This is a genomic window from Shinella sedimenti, assembly GCF_022601905.1.
GTDB classification, from domain to species: domain Bacteria; phylum Pseudomonadota; class Alphaproteobacteria; order Rhizobiales; family Rhizobiaceae; genus Shinella; species Shinella sedimenti.
Window position 1 is genome coordinate 276,282 of the sequence record NZ_JAKVIN010000001.1, and the last position, 19,978, is coordinate 296,259.

31 protein-coding genes are annotated in these 19,978 nt (G+C 60.2%); all 31 read right to left on the bottom strand.

The features are described 5' to 3' along the window. Positions 1-81: 81 nt before the first annotated feature. Positions 82-507, bottom strand: coding sequence for a 50S ribosomal protein L17 (rplQ, locus tag MKI86_RS01380; RefSeq protein ID WP_134649061.1), 426 nt, complete (start codon positions 505-507; stop codon positions 82-84). A gap of 139 nt (positions 508-646) precedes the next feature. Further along, a complete protein-coding gene (locus tag MKI86_RS01385; RefSeq protein ID WP_134649060.1) occupies positions 647-1,657 on the bottom strand; it encodes a DNA-directed RNA polymerase subunit alpha in 1,011 nt (336 codons plus the stop codon). A 100-nt stretch (positions 1,658-1,757) separates the two neighbouring features. Continuing rightward, positions 1,758-2,147 carry a 30S ribosomal protein S11 gene (rpsK, locus tag MKI86_RS01390; protein ID WP_023513823.1) on the bottom strand — a complete coding sequence of 130 codons (390 nt, stop codon included), beginning with the start codon at positions 2,145-2,147 and terminating at the stop codon, positions 1,758-1,760. A gap of 241 nt (positions 2,148-2,388) precedes the next feature. Next, the gene (gene rpsM / locus MKI86_RS01395) at positions 2,389-2,757 is read right to left on the bottom strand and encodes a 30S ribosomal protein S13 (protein WP_134649059.1); all 369 of its coding nucleotides are present in this window, start codon (positions 2,755-2,757) and stop codon (positions 2,389-2,391) included. A 228-nt stretch (positions 2,758-2,985) separates the two neighbouring features. After that, the gene (locus MKI86_RS01400) at positions 2,986-3,570 is read right to left on the bottom strand and encodes an adenylate kinase (RefSeq protein ID WP_241596177.1); all 585 of its coding nucleotides are present in this window, start codon (positions 3,568-3,570) and stop codon (positions 2,986-2,988) included. Beyond that, positions 3,567-4,907, bottom strand: a complete 1,341-nt coding sequence (gene secY / locus MKI86_RS01405) for a preprotein translocase subunit SecY (protein ID WP_241596181.1) — start codon at positions 4,905-4,907, stop codon at positions 3,567-3,569. The genes MKI86_RS01400 and secY overlap by 4 nt, the downstream gene beginning before the upstream one ends. Positions 4,908-5,222: 315 nt before the next feature. Then, positions 5,223-5,702, bottom strand: coding sequence for a 50S ribosomal protein L15 (rplO, locus tag MKI86_RS01410; protein WP_241596184.1), 480 nt, complete (start codon positions 5,700-5,702; stop codon positions 5,223-5,225). A gap of 13 nt (positions 5,703-5,715) precedes the next feature. Continuing rightward, entirely contained in the window at positions 5,716-5,919 is a 204-nt protein-coding gene (gene rpmD, locus MKI86_RS01415) for a 50S ribosomal protein L30 (RefSeq protein ID WP_119258419.1), read from the bottom strand. A gap of 13 nt (positions 5,920-5,932) precedes the next feature. Beyond that, positions 5,933-6,499 (bottom strand): 30S ribosomal protein S5, encoded by a 567-nt coding sequence (rpsE, locus tag MKI86_RS01420; RefSeq protein ID WP_134649055.1) that lies wholly within the window; start codon positions 6,497-6,499, stop codon positions 5,933-5,935. Positions 6,500-6,627: 128 nt separating this feature from the next. Continuing rightward, positions 6,628-6,990 (bottom strand): 50S ribosomal protein L18, encoded by a 363-nt coding sequence (rplR, locus tag MKI86_RS01425; protein ID WP_134649054.1) that lies wholly within the window; start codon positions 6,988-6,990, stop codon positions 6,628-6,630. 12 nt (positions 6,991-7,002) lie between these two features. Beyond that, positions 7,003-7,536, bottom strand: a complete 534-nt coding sequence (gene rplF / locus MKI86_RS01430) for a 50S ribosomal protein L6 (RefSeq protein ID WP_241596187.1) — start codon at positions 7,534-7,536, stop codon at positions 7,003-7,005. 42 nt (positions 7,537-7,578) lie between these two features. Beyond that, positions 7,579-7,977 (bottom strand): 30S ribosomal protein S8, encoded by a 399-nt coding sequence (gene rpsH / locus MKI86_RS01435; RefSeq protein ID WP_134649052.1) that lies wholly within the window; start codon positions 7,975-7,977, stop codon positions 7,579-7,581. Between the two features lie 12 nt (positions 7,978-7,989). Then, positions 7,990-8,295, bottom strand: coding sequence for a 30S ribosomal protein S14 (rpsN, locus tag MKI86_RS01440; protein ID WP_241596190.1), 306 nt, complete (start codon positions 8,293-8,295; stop codon positions 7,990-7,992). Positions 8,296-8,328: 33 nt separating this feature from the next. Beyond that, positions 8,329-8,886 (bottom strand): 50S ribosomal protein L5, encoded by a 558-nt coding sequence (gene rplE, locus MKI86_RS01445; RefSeq protein WP_241596193.1) that lies wholly within the window; start codon positions 8,884-8,886, stop codon positions 8,329-8,331. Beyond that, positions 8,879-9,190 carry a 50S ribosomal protein L24 gene (gene rplX / locus MKI86_RS01450; RefSeq protein WP_241596196.1) on the bottom strand — a complete coding sequence of 104 codons (312 nt, stop codon included), beginning with the start codon at positions 9,188-9,190 and terminating at the stop codon, positions 8,879-8,881. The genes rplE and rplX overlap by 8 nt, the downstream gene beginning before the upstream one ends. Before the next feature lie 12 nt (positions 9,191-9,202). Next, on the bottom strand, positions 9,203-9,571 hold the full coding sequence (gene rplN / locus MKI86_RS01455) for a 50S ribosomal protein L14 (RefSeq protein ID WP_147182031.1): 369 nt from the start codon (positions 9,569-9,571) through the stop codon (positions 9,203-9,205). Between the two features lie 248 nt (positions 9,572-9,819). After that, positions 9,820-10,056: a 30S ribosomal protein S17 gene (rpsQ, locus tag MKI86_RS01460; RefSeq protein ID WP_117372292.1), complete on the bottom strand. Its 237-nt coding sequence runs from the start codon at positions 10,054-10,056 to the stop codon at positions 9,820-9,822. A gap of 12 nt (positions 10,057-10,068) precedes the next feature. Further along, positions 10,069-10,269: a 50S ribosomal protein L29 gene (rpmC, locus tag MKI86_RS01465; RefSeq protein ID WP_024270441.1), complete on the bottom strand. Its 201-nt coding sequence runs from the start codon at positions 10,267-10,269 to the stop codon at positions 10,069-10,071. Between the two features lie 12 nt (positions 10,270-10,281). Then, positions 10,282-10,695, bottom strand: coding sequence for a 50S ribosomal protein L16 (gene rplP, locus MKI86_RS01470; protein WP_024270440.1), 414 nt, complete (start codon positions 10,693-10,695; stop codon positions 10,282-10,284). Between the two features lie 38 nt (positions 10,696-10,733). Then, positions 10,734-11,465, bottom strand: a complete 732-nt coding sequence (gene rpsC, locus MKI86_RS01475) for a 30S ribosomal protein S3 (protein ID WP_241596199.1) — start codon at positions 11,463-11,465, stop codon at positions 10,734-10,736. Then, entirely contained in the window at positions 11,465-11,854 is a 390-nt protein-coding gene (rplV, locus tag MKI86_RS01480) for a 50S ribosomal protein L22 (RefSeq protein ID WP_134649049.1), read from the bottom strand. Before rplV ends, rpsC begins: the two co-directional genes overlap by 1 nt. A 2-nt stretch (positions 11,855-11,856) precedes the next feature. Further along, positions 11,857-12,135, bottom strand: coding sequence for a 30S ribosomal protein S19 (gene rpsS, locus MKI86_RS01485; RefSeq protein WP_023517272.1), 279 nt, complete (start codon positions 12,133-12,135; stop codon positions 11,857-11,859). 16 nt (positions 12,136-12,151) lie between these two features. Next, positions 12,152-12,988: a 50S ribosomal protein L2 gene (gene rplB, locus MKI86_RS01490; RefSeq protein WP_134649048.1), complete on the bottom strand. Its 837-nt coding sequence runs from the start codon at positions 12,986-12,988 to the stop codon at positions 12,152-12,154. A gap of 31 nt (positions 12,989-13,019) precedes the next feature. After that, positions 13,020-13,313 carry a 50S ribosomal protein L23 gene (locus MKI86_RS01495; RefSeq protein WP_117372286.1) on the bottom strand — a complete coding sequence of 98 codons (294 nt, stop codon included), beginning with the start codon at positions 13,311-13,313 and terminating at the stop codon, positions 13,020-13,022. Then, a complete protein-coding gene (gene rplD, locus MKI86_RS01500) occupies positions 13,310-13,930 on the bottom strand; it encodes a 50S ribosomal protein L4 (protein WP_241596202.1) in 621 nt (206 codons plus the stop codon). The genes MKI86_RS01495 and rplD overlap by 4 nt, the downstream gene beginning before the upstream one ends. Positions 13,931-13,942: 12 nt before the next feature. Next, the gene (rplC, locus tag MKI86_RS01505; protein WP_024270438.1) at positions 13,943-14,626 is read right to left on the bottom strand and encodes a 50S ribosomal protein L3; all 684 of its coding nucleotides are present in this window, start codon (positions 14,624-14,626) and stop codon (positions 13,943-13,945) included. A 169-nt stretch (positions 14,627-14,795) separates the two neighbouring features. After that, the gene (gene rpsJ, locus MKI86_RS01510) at positions 14,796-15,104 is read right to left on the bottom strand and encodes a 30S ribosomal protein S10 (protein WP_003507767.1); all 309 of its coding nucleotides are present in this window, start codon (positions 15,102-15,104) and stop codon (positions 14,796-14,798) included. A 188-nt stretch (positions 15,105-15,292) separates the two neighbouring features. Beyond that, positions 15,293-16,468, bottom strand: coding sequence for an elongation factor Tu (gene tuf / locus MKI86_RS01515; RefSeq protein WP_241596205.1), 1,176 nt, complete (start codon positions 16,466-16,468; stop codon positions 15,293-15,295). A gap of 65 nt (positions 16,469-16,533) precedes the next feature. Beyond that, complete coding sequence (fusA, locus tag MKI86_RS01520) at positions 16,534-18,633, bottom strand: elongation factor G (protein WP_241596208.1); 2,100 nt, start codon at positions 18,631-18,633, stop codon at positions 16,534-16,536. Between the two features lie 30 nt (positions 18,634-18,663). After that, positions 18,664-19,134: a 30S ribosomal protein S7 gene (gene rpsG / locus MKI86_RS01525; RefSeq protein ID WP_241596211.1), complete on the bottom strand. Its 471-nt coding sequence runs from the start codon at positions 19,132-19,134 to the stop codon at positions 18,664-18,666. A gap of 55 nt (positions 19,135-19,189) precedes the next feature. Continuing rightward, positions 19,190-19,561, bottom strand: coding sequence for a 30S ribosomal protein S12 (gene rpsL / locus MKI86_RS01530; protein WP_003507760.1), 372 nt, complete (start codon positions 19,559-19,561; stop codon positions 19,190-19,192). Positions 19,562-19,978: the final 417 nt, after the last annotated feature.

The window sequence follows — 19,978 nt, forward strand, 5'->3', positions numbered from 1 at the left end:
ACTGGTACGCAAAATCCCTGAAATACAAAAAGCCGGACGCGCGAGCGTCCGGCTTCGGATCGTTCCTTGGAACGGATCAGATCATGCGGCTTCGGCAGCTTCGGCTTCAGCAGCGACGCGGGCCTTGTCGGCTGCGCCCTTGGCATCGACGTCGCGCTCGACGAATTCGATGACAGCCAGCGGAGCGTTGTCGCCGTGGCGGTAGCCGGCCTTCATGATACGCAGGTAGCCGCCGTTGCGGTTGGCGTAACGGGTTGCGATCGCGTCGAACAGCTTCGAAACGACGGCAACGTCACGGATCTGCGAGATCGCCTGACGACGAGCGTGCAGGTCGCCGCGCTTGCCGAGGGTGACGAGCTTCTCGACGATCGGACGAATTTCCTTCGCCTTCGGCAGCGTGGTGACGATCTGCTCATGCTGGATGAGCGAAGCAGCCATGTTGGCGAACATCGCCTTGCGGTGGCTGGCGGTACGGTTGAGTTTGCGACCGGAATTCTGGTGGCGCATCTCGGTTCTCCTTCACATGCAGGCAGTTGCCTGCCGTTTGACGGGGCGCATGTCCATCTCGCGTGCCGCGAGACCATGTCCATACGCGTTGATCTTGCTGAGGCCAGCCTTACGCGCCCCGGAAGGGGCGCGTGCGGCCTCAGTACTGGTCTTCGTAACGCTTGGCGAGATCTTCGATGTTCTCGGGCGGCCATGCAGGCACTTCCATGCCGAGGTGCAGGCCCATGGAAGCGAGAACTTCCTTGATCTCGTTGAGCGACTTGCGACCAAAATTCGGAGTGCGAAGCATTTCGGCTTCGGTCTTCTGAATGAGATCGCCGATATAGACGATGTTGTCGTTCTTCAGGCAGTTCGCCGAACGGACGGAAAGTTCCAGTTCGTCGACCTTCTTGAGGAGCGCCGGGTTGAACGCCAGTTCCGTGACCGATTCTTCCTCGGCTTCCTTCTGCGGCTCGTCGAAGTTGACGAAGACCGAGAGCTGGTCCTGAAGAATGCGGGCCGCGAACGCAATTGCATCCTCGCCCGTGACGGAACCGTCGGTTTCGATGGTCATCGTCAGCTTGTCATAGTCGAGAACCTGGCCTTCACGGGTGTTTTCCACCTTGTAGGACACTTTCTTGACCGGCGAGTAGAGGCTGTCGACCGGGATGAGGCCGATCGGTGCGTCTTCGGAACGGTTGCGGTCAGCCGGGACATAGCCCTTGCCGTTGTTGACCGTGAACTCCATGCGGATCTCCGCACCCTCGTCGAGGGTGCAGATGACATGCTCGGGGTTCAGGATCTCGATGTCGCCGACCGTCTGGATATCACCAGCCGTAACGACGCCCGGACCCTGCTTGCGCACGACCATACGCTTCGCGTCATCGCCATCCATCTTGATGGCGATTTCCTTGATGTTGAGCACGATGTCCGTCACATCTTCCCGGACGCCCGGGATGGAGGAGAACTCGTGCAGGACGCCGTCGATCTGCACGGCGGTGACAGCCGCACCGCGCAGCGACGACAGGAGAACGCGCCGCAGCGCGTTGCCGAGCGTCAGGCCGAAGCCACGCTCCAGCGGCTCGGCAACAAGGCTTGCCTTGGTGCGGCCGGAGGAGGTGAACTCCACCTTGTTCGGCTTGATCAGTTCCTGCCAGTTTTTCTGGATCATATGTTTTGCCTTCCGTTCGCCGCCACCATCCAATCGTGGCGACCGAGCCCTGAAGTTCCGGAAAAGCCGACCGGCTTTTCCAGCAGTTCGAATGCGATGATCAGACGCGACGCTTCTTGCGCGGGCGGCAACCGTTGTGCGGGATCGGGGTCACGTCGCGGATGGACGTGATCATGAAGCCGGCGGCCTGAAGGGCGCGCAGAGCCGATTCGCGACCCGAACCCGGACCGCAGACTTCGACTTCCAGCGACTTCATGCCGTGTTCCTGGGCCTTCTTGGCGCAGTCTTCAGCAGCGATCTGGGCAGCGAACGGGGTCGACTTACGCGAGCCCTTGAAGCCCTTTGCGCCAGCCGACGACCAGGCAATGGCGTTGCCCTGTGCGTCCGTGATGGTGATCATCGTGTTATTGAACGAAGAATTGACGTGAGCAACACCCGAGGTGATGTTCTTGCGTTCGCGACGGCGGACGCGTGCGGCTTCCTTGGCCATGGGTAGTCCTTTCGTTGATCTCGACACCGCCGTAATGCCAGCGGCTCCACCGGGTCGGGGCAGCACCCCTTCCCTGAATAACAATTGCACGCAGCCATCAGGCAAAGCGTGCGGCGATATCGTCACTGCCGTAACACCAGCAGCTCCACCGACCAGGACCCTGACATCAGGCAAGCCCCTGCTCGAAACTCAAAAGAGGCCGGCGCGAAGCGCCAGCCTCCCGTTCCCCGTTTCCGGGAAATTACTTCTTCTTGCCTGCGATGGCCTTGGCCGGGCCCTTGCGGGTACGGGCGTTCGTGTGTGTGCGCTGACCGCGAACCGGAAGGCTGCGGCGGTGACGCAGGCCACGGTAGCAACCGAGGTCCATGAGACGCTTGATGTTCATCGAGGTTTCGCGACGCAGGTCACCTTCGACCTGATAGTCACGGTCGATGGCTTCACGGATCTGCAGGACTTCTGCGTCCGTCAGCTGGTGAACGCGACGATCAGCCGGGATACCGACCTTCTCGATGATTTCCTTTGCAAACTTCGGGCCGATCCCGTGGATATAGGTCAGCGCGATGACTACGCGCTTTGCAGTCGGGATGTTGACGCCAGCGATACGTGCCACGCCTGTTCTCCTTGCTTCCAGTTGCCATCCGGCAAGTGGTCTTCTTCATTTGAAACGGCTTCGAAAGCCGCAACGCTCAATCGATGTTCGGTACGCACCAAAAGGACCGCACCCGGACTTCTCATCTGGAAATCCGCGCCGATCGCAATGGCATGTCGCGAGTTGGCGCTGTCTTAAGGGGAATCGGCCGAAAAAGTCAACTCCCCGGCCGTTCCTTTTTGCCTGATATCAGGCGCTCTCGAGGATTCCGTCGATCTCGGCGGTCACCTTGTCGACATTGGCCATGCCATCGACGGTCTGAAGCTTGCCGGTCGAGGCATAATAGTTCGACAGCGGCGCGGTCTTCTCGCGGTATTCGGTCAGCCGGCGCTTGAAAGATTCGGCATTATCGTCGGAGCGGACGGTGCCGCCAGCAGCGATGGTTTCGGCGACGCGATTCTCCATGCGCTTGACCAGCGCATCCTCATCGACCTTCAGCTCAATGACCGCATCAAGTGCGATACCCTTGCCGGCCAGGATCCCGTCGAGGGCTTCGGCCTGTGGAACCGTGCGCGGATAGCCGTCGAGGATAAACCCCTTCGCGCAGTCCGGCTCGGCGATTCGGTCGGACACGATCTCGTTGACGATCGCATCCGAAACCAGCTGGCCGGCATCCATGACGGCCTTGGCGCGCTTGCCGACATCCGTCCCGGCGGCAACGGCCGCGCGGAGCATGTCCCCCGTGGAAAGCTGCGGGATGCCGTACTTCTCGGTCAGCAGCTTGGCCTGCGTCCCCTTGCCGGCCCCCGGCGGGCCCAGAAAAATCAGTCTCATCGTCCCCTCTTACCTCCACGCAACTTCGACTTCTTGATCAGCCCTTCATACTGCTGGGCGATCAGGTGGCCCTGTATCTGTGCTACCGTATCCAAGGTCACGCTGACAACAATCAAAAGCGATGTACCACCAAGGTAGAAGGGCACACCTGTCTGAGCGATGAGAATTTCAGGAAGAATACAGACGAACATCAGGTAGGCAGCGCCGATGACCGTAATACGGGTCAGCACGTAATCGATATATTCAGCGGTGCGTTCGCCGGGGCGGATGCCCGGGATGAAGCCGCCGTGCTTCTTCAGGTTATCGGCCGTGTCCTTCGGGTTGAAGACGATGGCCGTGTAGAAGAAGGCGAAGAAGGCGATCATGGCGGCATAGAGCGCCATGTAGAGCGGGCGGCCATGGCCGAGCGAGGCAATGATCGACGTCGCCCAGGCGGGCAATTCCGACGTGTTGGAGAAGCCAGCAAGCGTTGCCGGGAGAAGCAGCAGCGAGGAGGCGAAAATGGCCGGGATAACGCCAGCGGTGTTCAGCTTCAGCGGCAGATGCGACGTGTCGCCCTGGAACATGCGGTTGCCGACCTGTCGCTTCGGATACTGGATCAGCAGGCGGCGCTGGGCACGCTCGACAAAGACGATGAGCGCGATGACGCCCACAGCCATGACGACGACGGCGATGACGACACCGATCGACAACGCACCGGTACGGCTGAGCTCCAGCGTACCGGCCAGCGCGCCGGGCAGCGCGGCGACGATGCCGGCGAAGATGATCAGCGAGATGCCGTTGCCAATACCGCGCGAGGTGATCTGCTCACCCAGCCACATCAGGAACATGGTGCCGCCGAGCAGCGAAATGACCGTGGAAATGCGGAAGAACCAGCCTGGATCGTTGACCAGCCCTGCCCCGCTTTCGAGGCCCACCGCGATACCATAGGCCTGCAGCGTGCCAAGCAGCACCGTGCCGTAGCGGGTGTACTGGTTGATGATCTTGCGGCCCTGCTCGCCTTCCTTCTTCAACTGCTCGAGCGAAGGAACGACCGATGTCATCAGCTGCACGATGATCGACGCGGAAATGTACGGCATGATGCCGAGCGCGAAGATCGCCATGCGCTCGACGGCGCCACCGGAGAACATGTTGAAGAGGCCGAGAATGCCGCCGGACTGGCCGCGGAAGGCCTGCGCGAAGGCATCGGGGTTGAGGCCCGGCAACGGAATATAGGTGCCGAGACGATAGACGAGCAGCGCGCCCAGCGTGAACCAGAGACGCTTCTTCAGGTCTTCCGCCTTGGCGAAAGTCGAGAAGTTCAGATTAGAGGCAAGTTGTTCCGCTGCCGAAGCCATGCATTTCTCCGCGTAGCCAATCCGGCGGCGGCGACGCCCGGCCAGGTCCGAAATGGCTTATCCGTTGGCATTCGCGCCCTGCCCTCCCCGGGCAATGCGCATATGCTGAAATTGGTCGTGCCCTTTTGCCGTTTCGGCAAATCGGACGGATGGAGCCTAAACCGGTTGAAACGCGGATTGTCAAGCAATCCCGGCCTCACCCTGGTTTTTCTTCCGGACAACAGCGGAGAGACAATTCCCGGCCGTCGTTGTGAGGCTCACATATGGGAGCAAAATCGCCCGGTGTGAAGCACACCGGGCGATTATTTCGTGGAATTATTCGGCAGCTTCGGGGGCTGCGATCAGCAGCTTGATAGAGCCGCCGGCCTTTTCGATCTTCTCGACCGCCGGCTTGGAAGCGCCAGCCACTTCGAAGGCGACCTTGGCCTTCAGTTCGCCGTCAGCGAGGATGCGAACGCCGTCCTTGATGCGGCGGATGACACCGGCAGCCTTGAGGGCTGCAGCATCAACCGTTGCCTTGCCGTCGAGCTTGCCGGCGTCGATGGCCTTCTGAACGCGCTCCAGCGAAACGACGTTGAAGTCGGACGAGAAGATGTTCGTGAAGCCGCGCTTGGGCAGGCGACGGTAGATGGGCATCTGACCGCCTTCGAAGCCGTTGATGGCAACGCCCGAACGAGCCTTCTGACCCTTGACACCGCGACCACCGGTCTTGCCCTTGCCGGAACCGATACCGCGACCGAGGCGCTTACGGTTCTTCGAAGAGCCTTCGTTGTCCTTGATTTCATTCAGTTTCATGATCTTGTCTCCCTCACTTCTCGTCGACGACGCGGACGAGGTGCTGGACGGCGCGGATCATGCCGCGGACAGACGGCGTGTCTTCCAGCGTACGGACCCGGTGCATCTTGTTAAGGCCCAGGCCGACCAGCGTCGCGCGCTGAACAGCCGGACGGCGGATGGGGCTGCCGATCTGCTCGACAGTCACCGTCTTCTTGGCGGTTTCTTTCTTAGCCATGGATCAGGGCTCCTTATTCTTCAGCAGCGACGCCGGCGGACTGGCGGCGAGCCTGCAGCGTGGCGTACTTGAGGCCGCGCTGTGCTGCGATGTCCTTCGGGTGCATCTGGCTCTTGAGAGCGTCGAACGTCGCACGGATCATGTTGTACGGGTTCGACGAACCGGTCGACTTGGCAACGACGTCATGAACGCCGAGCGTTTCGAAGACGGCGCGCATCGGACCACCGGCGATGATACCGGTACCGGCCTTGGCCGAACGAAGCAGAACCTTGCCGGCGCCGTGACGGCCGTGCACGTCGTGGTGCAGCGTGCGGCCCGAGCGCAGCGGAACGAAGATCAGGTCGCGCTTGGCGGCTTCCGTGGCCTTCCGGATGGCTTCCGGAACTTCACGAGCCTTGCCGTGGCCGAAGCCGACGCGGCCCTTCTGGTCGCCGACGACGACGAGAGCTGCAAAACCGAAACGACGGCCGCCCTTGACGACCTTCGCGACGCGGTTGATCGCGACGAGCTTGTCGACAAACTCGCTGTCGCGCTCTTCGCGGTTCTGGCGGTCATCGCGACCGCGCTTTTCCTGTGCCATTGTCCTTTTCCTTTTTCTTTTCCGGGTGCAATCGGCAGATTGACGAAAGTCGCCCCCATCCTGAAAAAAATGGAAGCGACAGATACCCTACTGAGATCGGCGGGGCGCCGAAGCGCCCGGCCGAATGATCAGAAGTTCAGGCCACCTTCACGAGCAGCGTCGGCAAGAGCCTTGACGCGGCCGTGATAGAGGAAGGCGCCACGGTCGAAGACGACGTCCTTGACGCCGGCCTTGACTGCGCGCTCGGCAATGAGCTTGCCGACGGCAGCAGCTGCTGCCGTGTCGGCGCCCGTCTTCAGCGACGAACGCAGATCAGTGTCGAGCGTGGAGGCGGACGCAAGCGTCTTGCCGGCCACGTCGTCGATAACCTGTACGTAGATGTTCTTCGACGAGCGATGAACCGACAGGCGCGGACGGCCATTGGCCACCGCCTTGAGGGAACGGCGCACGCGGTTGGCGCGGCGCACGAGAGCTTCTTTGGTGCTAGCCATTTCGCGTGATCCTTACTTCTTCTTGCCTTCCTTGCGGACGATGCGCTCTTCCGCGTACTTGACGCCCTTGCCCTTGTAGGGCTCGGGGCCACGGTACTCGCGGATTTCCGCAGCGACCTGGCCGACCTGCTGTTTGCTGATGCCGGACACGATGATTTCGGTCGGCTTCGGAACAGCGATCGTGATGCCTTCCGGCGTCTGGTAGACGACGTCATGGCTGAAGCCGAGTGCCAGCTGCAGGTTCTTGCCCTGCAGAGACGCGCGGTAACCGACGCCGTTGATTTCGAGCTTGCGCTCGTAGCCGTCCTTGACGCCCTTGAAGATGTTCTCGACCATCGTGCGGGACATGCCCCACTTGGAACGAGCATCCTTCGACTGGCTGTTCGGCTCGACGACAACGGCGTTGTCTTCGAGCTTTACCGAAACTTCGTCGTTTGCGACGAAGAACAGTTCACCCTTCGGGCCCTTCGCGGTGACCTTCTGACCATCGACGGTCGCGGTAACACCAGCGGGAACCGGAACGGGCTTCTTACCGATACGAGACATTGTTTTATCCTGTCTGTTCGTTATGGAGATCCATGCCCGATCTTAGAAGATCGAGCAAAGAACCTCGCCACCAACGTTCTGTTCGCGTGCCTGGTGATCGGCCATCACGCCCTTCGGGGTCGAAAGGATGGTGATGCCGAGGCCGTTCGCGACCTGCGGAATGGACTTGACCGAGACATAGACCCGGCGGCCCGGCTTGGAGACGCGGTCGATCTTGCGGATCACGGACGCGCCTTCGTAGTACTTGAGTTCGATGCTCAGCTCGGACTTGCCGTTGCCGAATTCGACTTCGGAGTATCCGCGGATGTAACCTTCAGCCTGAAGGACGTCCAGAACGCGTGCGCGCAGTTTGGAAGCCGGCGTGGATACGCTGGACTTGCGGCGAGCAGCACCGTTGCGGATACGGGTGAGCATATCGCCCAGGGGATCAGTCATTGCCATGTACCCGTCTCCTTACCAGCTCGACTTGACAATGCCCGGCACCTTGCCGGAATTGCCCAGTTCACGAAGCGCAATACGCGACATACCAAGTTTGCGATAAAACGCACGAGGACGGCCGGTGACTTCGCAACGGTTGCGGATGCGGGTCTTGGAACCATTGCGCGGCATTTCGGCAAGCTTCAAGGTCGCCTTGAAGCGGTCTTCGATCGGAAGAGCCTGGTTCTGGATGATCGCCTTGAGGGCGGCGCGCTTTGCAGCCTGGTTTGCGACCAGTTTGCGGCGGCGCTTGTTCTTCTCGACTGCGCTGGTTTTAGCCATAACAGTAATCCTTCTTTACGCTTGTCGTTACGGTCAGGCGCGGAACGGGAAGCTGAACTCTTTCAGAAGAGCGCGCGCTTCGTCGTCCGTCGGGGCCGTCGTGCAAACGATGATGTCCATGCCCCACATCTGATCAACCTTGTCGTAGTTGATCTCAGGGAACACAATGTGCTCCTTGATACCCATGGCGAAGTTGCCACGGCCATCGAAGGACTTCGGGTTCAGACCACGGAAGTCGCGTACGCGGGGCAGCGCGATGTTCACGAGGCGATCCAGAAATTCGAACATGCGGGCGCCACGAAGGGTAACCTTCGCGCCGATCGGCATGCCTTCGCGCAGCTTGAAGCCGGCGATGGAGTTGCGGGCGCGCGTGATGACCGGCTTCTGGCCGGCAATCGCTGCGAGGTCAGCGGCGGCAACCGAAGGCTTCTTCGAGTCGCCCGTGGCTTCGCCCACGCCCATGTTGATCACGATCTTGTCGAGGCGCGGGATCTGCATCTCGTTGGCGTAGGAGAACTGCTCCATAAGCGCCTTGCGGATACGCTCGACATATTCCTTCTTGAGCCGCGGCTCATACTTGGTGTCAGCCATCGATCGACACTCCCGAACGCTTTGCAACACGAACCTTCTTGTCGCCCTCAACCTTGAAGCCAACGCGGGTCGGCTTGCCGTCCTTGGGATCGGCAATGGCAATGTTCGACAGATGGATCGAAGCTTCCTTGGTGATGATGCCGGCTTCCTGGGTCTGGGACTGGCGCTGGTGACGCTTCACCAGGTTGATACCCTTGACGACCGCACGATCTTCCTTCGGCAGCACCTGCACAACTTCACCGGTACGGCCCTTGTCCTTGCCGGTGAGTACGACGACCTTGTCGCCCTTGCGAATCTTTTGCATAGCCATCGCTCCTTAGAGTACTTCGGGAGCCAGCGAGATGATCTTCATGTGGTTCTTGGCGCGAAGCTCGCGCGGAACCGGTCCGAAGATACGGGTGCCGATAGGCTCTTTCTTGTTGTCGATCAGGACAGCGGCGTTGCTGTCGAAACGAATGACGCTGCCGTCGGCGCGACGGATGTCCTTGGCGGTGCGAACGACAACCGCCTTCATCACATCACCCTTCTTCACGCGGCCGCGCGGAATAGCTTCCTTGATCGAGACGACGATAACGTCGCCAACGGAAGCGTACTTGCGCTTGGAGCCGCCCAGCACCTTGATGCACATGACACGACGTGCGCCGGAATTATCCGCGACGTCGAGGTTAGTCTGCATCTGAATCATGTCAGGTCGCCTTCTTGTTTTACCAGACCGGTTGGGCCAATCCCGATCAAGGAAAGGCCCCCTGTTCCAGCATATGGAAATTCATGTCTTCGCGCGGGAAGATGTGTTGCCAGGGTGGTTTCCCTTCGGCGAACCGACGGACCTTCCGTGCGCTCAAAGCAAAAGACGCTCGTGATTCCGAGCGTCCTTGCGCTGCTTCATACAGGTTTTCGCGCCAGACGCAAGGCCCGACGCGAAATCTGCTGTTTTTAAGCCTGGGCCGCTACGACGGTCCAGCGCTTGTCCTTCGAAATCGGGGCGCATTCCTGGATGGAAACGACGTCGCCGACCTTGTACTGGTTGGTTTCGTCATGCGCCTTGTACTTCTTCGACCGGCGAACGGTCTTCTGAAGCAGGGGATGGGCAAAGCGGCGTTCGACGCGCACGACAACGGTCTTGTCGTTCTTGTCGCTGACAACAGTGCCCTGCAGAATGCGTTTCGGCATATTTTTTGGTCCTTAGGCCTTGGCTTCTGCCGCCTTCTGGCGGGCAATGGTCTTGACGCGTGCGATGTCCTTGCGGACTTCGTTGATGCGCGAGGTCTTCTCAAGCTGGCCGGTGGCCTTCTGGAAGCGCAGGTTGAACTGCTCCTTCTTCAGCTTGGCAAGCTCTTCGTTGAGCTGATCGGCGCTGAGCGCCTTGACGTCTGCGGCTTTCATGGCGCTCGCTCCTTACTCTGCAATGCGCTGTACGAAGCGCGTCTTGACCGAGAGCTTGGCCGAGCCGAGACGAAGCGCCTCGCGGGCGATCTCCTCGGAGACACCGTCGATCTCGAACATCATACGACCGGGCTTGACCTTGGCTGCCCAGTATTCGACCGAACCCTTACCCTTACCCATACGGACTTCCGTGGGCTTGGCGGTGACCGGAACGTCGGGGAACACGCGGATCCACACACGGCCGGCACGCTTCATGTAACGGGTGATCGCGCGGCGTGCCGCTTCGATCTCGCGAGCGTTCACGCGATTCGGTTCCTGAGCCTTCAAGCCGAACTCGCCGAAAGCGAGCTCGGAGCCGCCCTTGGCGACACCCTTGATGCGGCCCTTGAACTGCTTGCGGTACTTGGTACGCTTTGGCTGCAACATTTTTTTACTTCTCCGATATTGGCTGCCAAACGCGACTGTTACGCGTTTTCACGACGACGGTCGCCGCGATCACCGCGTTCGCGGCTTGCGGGACCCTGGCTGTCACTTTCGCTCGCGCGACGCTCAGAGGCCATCGGATCGTGCTCAAGGATTTCGCCCTTGAAGATCCAGACCTTGATGCCGCAGATACCGAATGCGGTTTCGGCTTCAGCCGTACCGTAGTCGATGTCCGCACGCAGCGTGTGGAGCGGAACGCGACCTTCACGGTACCATTCGGTACGCGCGATTTCCGCACCGCCGAGACGGCCGCCGCAAGTGATCTTGATGCCTTCGGCGCCAAGACGCATGGCCGACTGAACAGCGCGCTTCATCGCACGGCGGAAAGCCACGCGGCGCTCGAGCTGCTGGGCGATCGACTGTGCAACGAGGGTCGCGTCGACTTCCGGCTTGCGCACTTCAACGATGTTGAGGTGCGTTTCGGAGTTCGTCATCTCGGAAAGCTTCTTGCGAAGCTTTTCGATGTCTGCACCCTTCTTGCCGATGATCAGACCCGGGCGAGCCGAGTGGATCGTGACGCGGCACTTCTTGTGCGGACGCTCGATGACAACCTTGGCGATACCGGCCTGCTTCAGTTCATCCTGAACGAACTTGCGGATCTTCAGGTCTTCGTGAAGCAGCTGGCTGTATTCGGCGTTGTCGGCGAACCAGCGGCTGTCCCAGGTACGGTTGATGCCGAGGCGGAAACCGATCGGATTAATCTTCTGGCCCATTATGCGGCCTCCCCTTTGGCTTCGACTTCACGGACAACGATCGTGAGATGCGAGAAAGGCTTCTCGATCCGCGATGCACGGCCGCGGCCACGAGCGTGGAAACGCTTCATGACAATCGACTTGCCGACATAGGCTTCGGCGACGACAAGGCTGTCGACGTCGAGGTCGTGGTTGTTTTCTGCGTTTGCGATCGCGGATTCGAGCGTCTTCTTGACGGTCTCGGCGCTACGCTTGCGCGAGAATTCAAGTTCCGCAAGGGCGCGATCGACCTTCTTGCCGCGGATGAGCGCAGCAAGCAGGTTGAGCTTCTGGGGGCTGACGCGGATCGTGCGCGCAACGGCCTGCGCCTCATTATCCTTCAGCCGACGTTCGGCTTTAGCCTTACCCATCGTTACTTCCTCTTCGCCTTCTTGTCCGCGCCGTGACCGTAATAGGTCCGCGTCGGAGCGAATTCACCAAACTTGTGGCCGACCATGTCTTCATTGACGGCCACCGGGATGTGCTTCGAGCCGTTGTAGACACCGAAGGTCAATCCAACGAACTGCGGCAGGATCGTGGAGCGACGGCTCCAGATCTTGATAACTTCGCTGCGACCGCCTTCACGAACCTTCTCAGCCTTCTTGAGAAGATAGCCGTCAACAAACGGGCCTTTCCATACTGAACGAGCCATTTCTGACTAACCTCTCTTACTTCTTCTTCAAGTGGCGCGAGCGCATGATGAACTTGTCGGTCGACTTGTTCGAACGGGTCCGCTTGCCCTTGGTGGGCTTACCCCACGGGGAAACCGGGTGACGACCACCGGAGGTGCGGCCTTCACCACCACCATGCGGGTGGTCGACGGGGTTCATGACGACACCGCGGTTGTGCGGGGTCTTGCCGCGCCAGCGCGTACGACCGGCCTTACCATCGTTGATGTTGCCGTGTTCCGGGTTGGAGACGGCGCCGATGGTTGCGAGGCAGGACGAGTGAACCAGGCGCTGTTCGCCAGAGTTCAGGCGAAGGATCGCCATGCCCTGGTCGCGACCGACCAGCTGCACGAAGGTACCAGCCGAACGTGCGATCTGACCGCCCTTGCCGGGCTTCATTTCGACGTTGTGGACGATCGAACCAACCGGCATGTACTGCAGCGGCATGGTGTTGCCGGGCTTCACGTCAACGGCCTTCTCGGACGCGATGACCTTGTCGCCGACAGCAAGGCGCTGCGGTGCCAGGATGTAAGCCTGCTCGCCGTCGGCATAGTTCACCAGAGCGATGAACGCCGTGCGGTTCGGGTCGTATTCCAGACGCTCGACCGTGCCTTCGACGTCGAACTTGCGACGCTTGAAGTCAACGAGACGGTAGGTACGCTTGTGACCGCCGCCGATGAAGCGGGCAGTGATGCGACCTGCGTTGTTACGGCCACCGCTCTTGGAGAGACCCTCGGTGAGAGCCTTTACGGGCTTGCCCTTGTAAAGGCCCGACCGGTCGACGATGACCAGCTGGCGCTGGCTCGGAGTGGTCGGGTTGTAGCTTTTCAATGCCATTTTCTTGTTTCCTCTTTAGCCGACTGCTCGATTAGAGCCCGGTGGAGACGTCGATGGACTGACCGTCAGCAAGCGTGACGATAGCCTTCTTGACATCTCCCTGCCGGCCGGCGAAGCCGCGGAAACGCTTTACCTTGCCCTTGCGGACGAGCGTGTTCACAGCCGTGACCTTGACGCCGAAGAGAGCTTCCACGGCAGCCTTGATTTCAGGCTTGGAAGCGCGCTTGGCGACGTTGAAGACGATCTGGTTGTTTTCGGATACCAGCGTCGACTTTTCGGTGATCGAAGGAGATACGATCACATCGTAGTGGCGAAGATCCGTCATTTGAACCGCTCCTCGAGGGCTTCTACAGCAGCCTTGGAGAGCACGAGCTTGCCGCGGCGCAGGATATCGTAAACGTTGATGCCCTGGATCGGCAGTACATCCACGTTCGGGATGTTGCGAGCTGCGAGCTTGAAGTTGCCGTCAAGTTCAGCGCCGCCGATGAAGAGAGCATTGGTGAGGCCGAGGGAAGCGAATACGCCGGCCAGAGCCTTCGTCTTTGCTTCTGCGGCGACGAGGTCGTCGATGATGATGACGTCGTCAGCCTTGAGCTTGGCCGAGAGAGCGTGACGCAGGCCGAGCGCGCGGACCTGCTTGGGCAGGTCGTGAGCGTGGCTACGGGATACCGGGCCGTGAGCCTTGGCACCGCCGCGGAACTGCGGAGCGCGAGCCGAATGGTGACGAGCGCGGCCCGTACCCTTCTGCTTGTACATCTTGGAGCCGGTGCGCGAAACTTCGCCGCGGGTCAGCGACTGGTGCGTGCCCTGCTGCTTCTTCGCGAGCTGCCAGCGAACGACGCGGGCAATGATGTCTTCGCGCGGCTCGAGGCCGAAGATCGCGTCGGAAACGGAGACCTTGCCGGCGTCCTTCCCTGCGAGGGTCGTGACTTTGAGATCCATGATCAGGCTCCCTTACTTAGCTGCGGCGCGCACGGCGGCCGGACGCGGAGCGTCGGACGGGGTGCCGGACTTGACGGCGTCGCGAACAACGATCCAGGCGCCCTTGGAGCCCGGGACCGCGCCCTTGACGAGGATGAGACCGCGCTCTTCGTCCGTGGAGACGACTTCGAGGTTCTGGGTGGTGACGCGCGTCTGGCCCATGTGACCAGCCATGCGCTTGCCCTTCCAGACCTTGCCCGGGTCCTGGTTGTTACCCGTCGAACCGTGCGAACGGTGCGAAACGGAAACGCCGTGCGTTGCACGAAGACCGCCGAAGTTGTGGCGCTTCATGGCGCCGGCAAAGCCCTTACCGATCGTGGTGCCGGTAACGTCGACCAGCTGGCCGGCGACGAAATGGCTGGCGGTCAGTTCCGCGCCGATTTCGATGAGGTTGTCTTCCGACACGCGGAATTCGACGAGCTTGGCCTTCGGCTCGACGCTTGCAGCGGCGAACTGACCGCGCAGCGCCTTTGCCGTGTTCTTCACCTTGGAAGAGCCGGCGCCGAGCTGAACGGCCGTGTAGCCGTTCTTGTCCTGCGTACGCTGAGCAACGACCTGGACGTTATCCAGTCGCAATACTGTTACGGGAATGTGCTCACCTGCGTCGTTATAGACGCGAGTCATCCCTACTTTCTGTGCAATCACACCTGAACGCATGGTTCAATCCTCTTAGAAGTCCTGTCGGGGTAACCCCTCGAAAGGGAGCCCCTTCATGCCTCTTGGTTTAAGGATTCCACTCAGGCCTCAAAGGCCATCGGGTTTCCCGTTTTCAGAAGACGTCGGCTTAATGCCACGTACCTTCCTTGTTATTCGGCTTACGCCGGACTTAGAGTTTGATCTCTACGTCTACACCGGCCGCAAGGTCGAGCTTCATGAGAGCATCGACCGTCTGCGGCGTCGGATCTACGATGTCGAGCAGGCGCTTGTGCGTGCGCATCTCGAACTGTTCACGGCTCTTCTTGTCCACGTGGGGCGAACGGTTGACAGTGAACTTTTCAATACGGGTCGGGAGCGGAACGGGGCCGCGGACGCTTGCGCCGGTGCGCTTTGCCGTCGACACGATCTCACGCGTGGAGGCATCAAGGATCCGGTGGTCAAACGCCTTGAGGCGGATGCGGATGTTCTGGCCGTTCATACGACTTTTCCTTAGTTCGTTATTCGCGCGATTCTCTTGGGGAATCCGCGTTTTTGATTCTGGCGGTTCCATAAAGGAACGCGCACGAAAATACAATTGCCGAAAGGCCAGTCCGCTAAATTTTCAAAGACCGGAGGGGCAGGATTGTCTCCTGCCCTTCCTATTTCAGCGGCCTGAGGCCTTAAGTCTTACTCGACGATGGAGGCAACGATGCCTGCGCCGACGGTACGGCCGCCTTCGCGGATAGCGAAGCGGAGCTTTTCTTCCATCGCGATCGGAACGATCAGCTCGACTTCAACGGTGACGTTGTCGCCCGGCATGACCATTTCCGTGCCTTCCGGCAGCGACACGATGCCCGTCACGTCCGTCGTGCGGAAGTAGAACTGCGGACGGTAGTTCGTGAAGAACGGCGTATGACGGCCGCCTTCTTCCTTCGTCAGGATGTAGGCTTCTGCCATGAACTTCTTGTGCGGCTTGACCGAACCCGGCTTGCACAGGATCTGGCCACGCTCGACGCCGTCACGCGTGACGCCGCGCAGAAGCGCACCGATGTTGTCGCCGGCCTGGCCCTGGTCGAGCAGCTTGCGGAACATTTCAACGCCCGTGCAGGTCGTCTTCGTCGTCGGGCGGATGCCGACGATTTCGATTTCCTCACCGACCTTGACGATGCCACGCTCGACGCGGCCGGTCACAACCGTACCACGGCCCGAGATCGAGAACACGTCTTCGATCGGCATCAGGAAGGGCTGGTCGATCGGACGCTCGGGCGTCGGGATGTAGTCGTCGACAGCGGCCATCAGGGCGCGGATCGCGTCTTCACCGATTTCCTTGTTCGAATCTTCCAGAGCCGCCAGAGCCGAACCCTTGACGATCGGAATGTCGTCGCCCGGGAATTCGTAGGACGACAGAAGTTCGCGAACTTCAAGCTCGACGAGCTCGAGAAGCTCGGCGTCGTCAACCTGGTCGACCTTGTTGAGGAACACGACGATCGCGGGAACGCCGACCTGGCGAGCCAGCAGGATGTGTTCGCGCGTCTGCGGCATCGGGCCGTCGGCAGCCGAAACAACCAGGATCGCGCCGTCCATCTGGGCAGCACCGGTGATCATGTTCTTGACGTAGTCGGCGTGGCCGGGGCAGTCAACGTGGGCGTAGTGACGGTTCGCCGTCTCGTATTCGACGTGTGCCGTCGAGATGGTGATGCCGCGCGCCTTTTCTTCCGGAGCAGCGTCGATCTGGTCGTACGCCTTGAACTCGCCGAAGTACTTCGTGATCGCTGCCGTCGTCGACGTCTTGCCGTGGTCAACGTGCCCGATCGTGCCGATGTTTACGTGAGGCTTGTTGCGCTCAAACTTGCTCTTTGCCATTTCCGGCTCTCCGTTCGTGATCCCGCAAAGGGAAATTCATACAAATTGGGTGGGACGTACCCCGGTCACTTCTGACCGGAGTACTTTGCCTGGATTTCCTGTGCGACGTTCGACGGAACCGGCGCATAGTGGTCGAAGACCATCGAGTACTGGGCGCGGCCCTGCGACATGGAGCGCAGGTTATCCACGTACTTGAACATGTTGGCCAGCGGTACGTTGGCGGAGATGACGACGGCAACGCCGCGGCTCTCCTGGCCCTGGATCTGGCCACGACGGGAGTTCAGGTCGCCGATCACGTCGCCGACATAGTCTTCCGGCGTTACGACTTCGACCTTCATCATCGGCTCGAGCAGCTGTGCGCCAGCTTCACGGGATGCTTCACGGAAGCAGGCACGCGATGCGATTTCGAAGGCGAGGACCGAGGAGTCGACGTCGTGGTAAGCGCCGTCGATAAGGGTCGCCTTGACGCCCAGCATCGGGAAGCCTGCCAGCGGACCGGAAGACAGAACGCTTTCGATACCCTTCTGAACGCCCGGGATGTATTCCTTGGGAACAGCACCGCCGACGATCTTGGATTCGAAGAGGAAATCTTCGCCATCCGGGTTCGGTTCGAATACGAGCTTCACGCGGGCGAACTGGCCGGTACCACCGGTCTGCTTCTTGTGCGTGTAGTCCTTCTCGGTCTTGCGCGTGATCGTCTCACGGTAAGCAACCTGCGGAGCACCGACGTTTGCCTCAACCTTGAACTCGCGACGCATGCGGTCGACGAGAATGTCGAGGTGAAGTTCACCCATGCCGGCGATGATCGTCTGGCCGGATTCTTCGTCGGTCTTGACGCGGAAGGACGGATCTTCTGCAGCCAGGCGGTTGAGCGCGAGGCCCATCTTTTCCTGGTCGTTCTTCGTCTTCGGCTCGATGGCGATCTGGATAACCGGCTCCGGGAATTCCATGCGCTCGAGAATGACCGGCTTCAGCGGATCGCAGAGCGTGTCGCCCGTGGTCGTATCCTTGAGACCGGCCAGAGCAACGATGTCGCCTGCGAAGGCTTCTTCGATGTCTTCACGCGAGTTGGAATGCATCTGCAGCATACGGCCGACGCGCTCGCGCTTTTCCTTGACCGTGTTCATGACCGACGTGCCCTTTTCGAGCTTGCCGGAATAGATGCGGGCGAAGGTGAGCGAACCGACGAAGGGGTCGTTCATGATCTTGAATGCGAGCATGGAGAGCGGCTCGGCGTCGTCCGCATGACGCTCCGTGTCGGTCTCGGTCTTGACGTCGATACCCTTGATCGCCGGGATATCCGCAGGCGACGGCAGGTAATCGACAACAGCGTCGAGAAGCGGCTGAACGCCCTTGTTCTTGAAAGCGGTACCGCAGAACATCGGGTGGAACTTCACGTCGATGGTGCCGCGGCGAACGAGTTCGCGAATCTTGTCGTTGTCCGGATAGTTACCTTCGAGGTAAGCCTCCATCGCGGCCTCGTCGATTTCGACGACGGTCTCGATGAGCTTCTCGCGGTACTCTTCGGCCTTTTCCTTCATGTCTTCCGGGATCTCGACGACATCCCACTGCGCGCCGAGCGACTCGTCGCGCCACACGAGAGCATTCATCTCGATCAAATCGACAACGCCCTTGAAATCGCTTTCAGCGCCGATCGGCAGCTGCATGACAACAGCCGTGGCACCGAGACGCGACTTGATCATGGAAACCGAGCGGTAGAAATCCGCGCCGGTCTTGTCCATCTTGTTACAGAAGATCATGCGCGGAACGTTGTACTTCTCAGCCTGACGCCAGACGGTTTCCGTCTGCGGCTCGACGCCGGCGTTGGCATCGAGAAGGGCAATCGCACCGTCGAGAACGCGCAGCGAACGCTCGACTTCGATGGTGAAGTCAACGTGGCCGGGAGTGTCGATGATGTTGAAGCGGCGGGTCTTGCCGTCGCGGCCCTTCCAGAAGGTCGTGGTAGCAGCGGACGTGATGGTGATCCCGCGTTCCTGCTCCTGCTCCATCCAGTCCATCGTGGCGGCGCCGTCATGGACTTCGCCGATCTTGTGGGACTTGCCGGTGTAGTACAGGATGCGCTCGGTCGTCGTGGTCTTGCCAGCGTCGATATGCGCCATGATACCGAAATTTCGGTAGTCTTCGATTTTGTATTCGCGAGCCATTGGAGCTCCTTTCGAGACGTCTAGTTTCGGTTACCAGCGGTAGTGCGAGAAGGCACGGTTGGCGTCAGCCATCTTGTGCGTGTCTTCGCGCTTCTTGACCGCGCTGCCGCGATTGTTCGATGCGTCCATGAGTTCGCCGGAAAGGCGCTCGACCATGGTCGTTTCGTTACGCTTGCGGGCAGCCGAGATCAGCCAGCGGATGGCCAGAGCCTGACGACGCTCCGGACGAACATCGACCGGAACCTGGTAGGTCGCACCACCAACGCGGCGCGAACGCACTTCGACGTGCGGCGCAACGTTGTCGAGAGCCGAATGGAACACGCTCAGCGGGTCGGCCTTGGCCTTACCCTGCACGACGTCGAAGGCGCCGTAAACGATCGTTTCGGCGACGGACTTCTTGCCGTCCAGCATGATGGCATTCATGAACTTGGTGACAACGAGATCGCCGAACTTCGGGTCCGGGTTGATCTCGCGCTTTTCTGCTCTATGGCGACGGGACATACTTTTCGTCTTTCTTCAAAAGGTTCCGACCAGCGAAATGGCGCCGGTTACTGTATTATTTCGGACGCTTCGCGCCGTACTTGGAGCGGCGCTGCTTGCGGTTCTTGACGCCCTGGGTGTCGAGAACGCCGCGGATGATGTGGTAACGCACACCCGGAAGGTCCTTCACGCGGCCGCCACGGATCATGACGACAGAGTGTTCCTGCAGGTTGTGACCTTCGCCCGGAATGTAGCCGATGACTTCGAAGCCATTGGTCAGGCGGATCTTGGCGACCTTACGCAGAGCCGAGTTCGGCTTCTTCGGGGTCGTGGTATAAACGCGGGTGCAAACACCACGCTTCTGGGGGTTTTCCTGCAGAGCAGGAACCTTGTTACGCTTTACCTGCGCCTGGCGCGGCTTGCGGATCAGCTGGTTTACGGTAGGCATAGAACCATCCCTTGCAAATCTAGTCTCGTTACCCTTGCGGGCGGATACATGGCCACACGCGTGTTCATGCGCAATAAAAGGCCGATCCACATAAGTGGATGACCCCAATAGGCAGAGGACGCGTTATAACCGCGTCATGCGTGCAGCATTCATGTTCTCAACGTGCGTCGAGCCCTGTTTGAGGCGAACTCCAGAACGAGTCGTTCCGAACCAGCCAGCCTCACATAGGCTCTGATGGCGTGCGGAATACTGACTTAAGGGCAAAAGGTCAAGGGGCGCGGCAAAAGAATCCCGGGCCACGGCGGCGGACATGCCTGAAATGCAGGGCTTTCGGCATCGCGCCCTGCCCTCGCGGGTATCGGGCAAGCCATCAATCCATCACGAATGAATATTAAGAAAGCACGAAAACGGAATCAA

Bases quoted from the DNA above. Each gene is read 5' to 3' on its own strand.
- rpsN (WP_241596190.1), bottom strand. From the start codon at position 8,295: ATGGCTAAAACCAGCGCAGTCGAGAAGAACAAGCGCCGCCGCAAACTG.
- rpsH (WP_134649052.1), bottom strand. From the start codon at position 7,977: ATGGCAATGACTGATCCCCTGGGCGATATGCTCACCCGTATCCGCAAC.
- rplQ (WP_134649061.1), bottom strand. From the start codon at position 507: ATGCGCCACCAGAATTCCGGTCGCAAACTCAACCGTACCGCCAGCCAC.
- rplX (WP_241596196.1), bottom strand. From the start codon at position 9,190: ATGCAAAAGATTCGCAAGGGCGACAAGGTCGTCGTACTCACCGGCAAG.
- rpsK (WP_023513823.1), bottom strand. From the start codon at position 2,147: ATGGCCAAGGAAGCCGCACGCGTCCGCCGTCGCGAACGCAAGAACATC.
- MKI86_RS01400 (WP_241596177.1), bottom strand. From the start codon at position 3,570: ATGAGACTGATTTTTCTGGGCCCGCCGGGGGCCGGCAAGGGGACGCAG.
- MKI86_RS01385 (WP_134649060.1), bottom strand. From the start codon at position 1,657: ATGATCCAGAAAAACTGGCAGGAACTGATCAAGCCGAACAAGGTGGAG.
- rplO (WP_241596184.1), bottom strand. From the start codon at position 5,702: ATGAAACTGAATGAAATCAAGGACAACGAAGGCTCTTCGAAGAACCGT.
- rplF (WP_241596187.1), bottom strand. From the start codon at position 7,536: ATGTCTCGTATCGGTAAGAAGCCCGTTCCGGTTCCCGCTGGTGTTACC.
- secY (WP_241596181.1), bottom strand. From the start codon at position 4,907: ATGGCTTCGGCAGCGGAACAACTTGCCTCTAATCTGAACTTCTCGACT.
- rpsS (WP_023517272.1), bottom strand. From the start codon at position 12,135: ATGGCTCGTTCAGTATGGAAAGGCCCGTTTGTTGACGGCTATCTTCTC.
- rpsC (WP_241596199.1), bottom strand. From the start codon at position 11,465: ATGGGCCAGAAGATTAATCCGATCGGTTTCCGCCTCGGCATCAACCGT.
- rplD (WP_241596202.1), bottom strand. From the start codon at position 13,930: ATGGATCTCAAAGTCACGACCCTCGCAGGGAAGGACGCCGGCAAGGTC.
- rpsJ (WP_003507767.1), bottom strand. From the start codon at position 15,104: ATGAACGGCCAGAACATCCGCATCCGCCTCAAGGCGTTTGACCACCGG.
- rpsG (WP_241596211.1), bottom strand. From the start codon at position 19,134: ATGTCCCGTCGCCATAGAGCAGAAAAGCGCGAGATCAACCCGGACCCG.
- rplV (WP_134649049.1), bottom strand. From the start codon at position 11,854: ATGGGTAAGGCTAAAGCCGAACGTCGGCTGAAGGATAATGAGGCGCAG.
- rplB (WP_134649048.1), bottom strand. From the start codon at position 12,988: ATGGCATTGAAAAGCTACAACCCGACCACTCCGAGCCAGCGCCAGCTG.
- MKI86_RS01495 (WP_117372286.1), bottom strand. From the start codon at position 13,313: ATGACGGATCTTCGCCACTACGATGTGATCGTATCTCCTTCGATCACC.
- rplE (WP_241596193.1), bottom strand. From the start codon at position 8,886: ATGGCTGACACCAAGTATGAGCCGCGGCTCAAGAAGGAATATGTCGAG.
- rpmD (WP_119258419.1), bottom strand. From the start codon at position 5,919: ATGGCTAAGAAAGAAACCGCCAAGAAGACGGTGACTGTCGAGCAGATC.
- fusA (WP_241596208.1), bottom strand. From the start codon at position 18,633: ATGGCTCGCGAATACAAAATCGAAGACTACCGAAATTTCGGTATCATG.
- rplR (WP_134649054.1), bottom strand. From the start codon at position 6,990: ATGGCTAGCACCAAAGAAGCTCTCGTGCGCCGCGCCAACCGCGTGCGC.
- rpsE (WP_134649055.1), bottom strand. From the start codon at position 6,499: ATGGCACAGGAAAAGCGCGGTCGCGATGACCGCCAGAACCGCGAAGAG.
- rplP (WP_024270440.1), bottom strand. From the start codon at position 10,695: ATGTTGCAGCCAAAGCGTACCAAGTACCGCAAGCAGTTCAAGGGCCGC.
- rplC (WP_024270438.1), bottom strand. From the start codon at position 14,626: ATGCGTTCAGGTGTGATTGCACAGAAAGTAGGGATGACTCGCGTCTAT.
- rplN (WP_147182031.1), bottom strand. From the start codon at position 9,571: ATGATTCAGATGCAGACTAACCTCGACGTCGCGGATAATTCCGGCGCA.
- tuf (WP_241596205.1), bottom strand. From the start codon at position 16,468: ATGGCAAAGAGCAAGTTTGAGCGCAACAAGCCTCACGTAAACATCGGC.
- rpmC (WP_024270441.1), bottom strand. From the start codon at position 10,269: ATGAAAGCCGCAGACGTCAAGGCGCTCAGCGCCGATCAGCTCAACGAA.
- rpsL (WP_003507760.1), bottom strand. From the start codon at position 19,561: ATGCCTACCGTAAACCAGCTGATCCGCAAGCCGCGCCAGGCGCAGGTA.
- rpsQ (WP_117372292.1), bottom strand. From the start codon at position 10,056: ATGCCGAAACGCATTCTGCAGGGCACTGTTGTCAGCGACAAGAACGAC.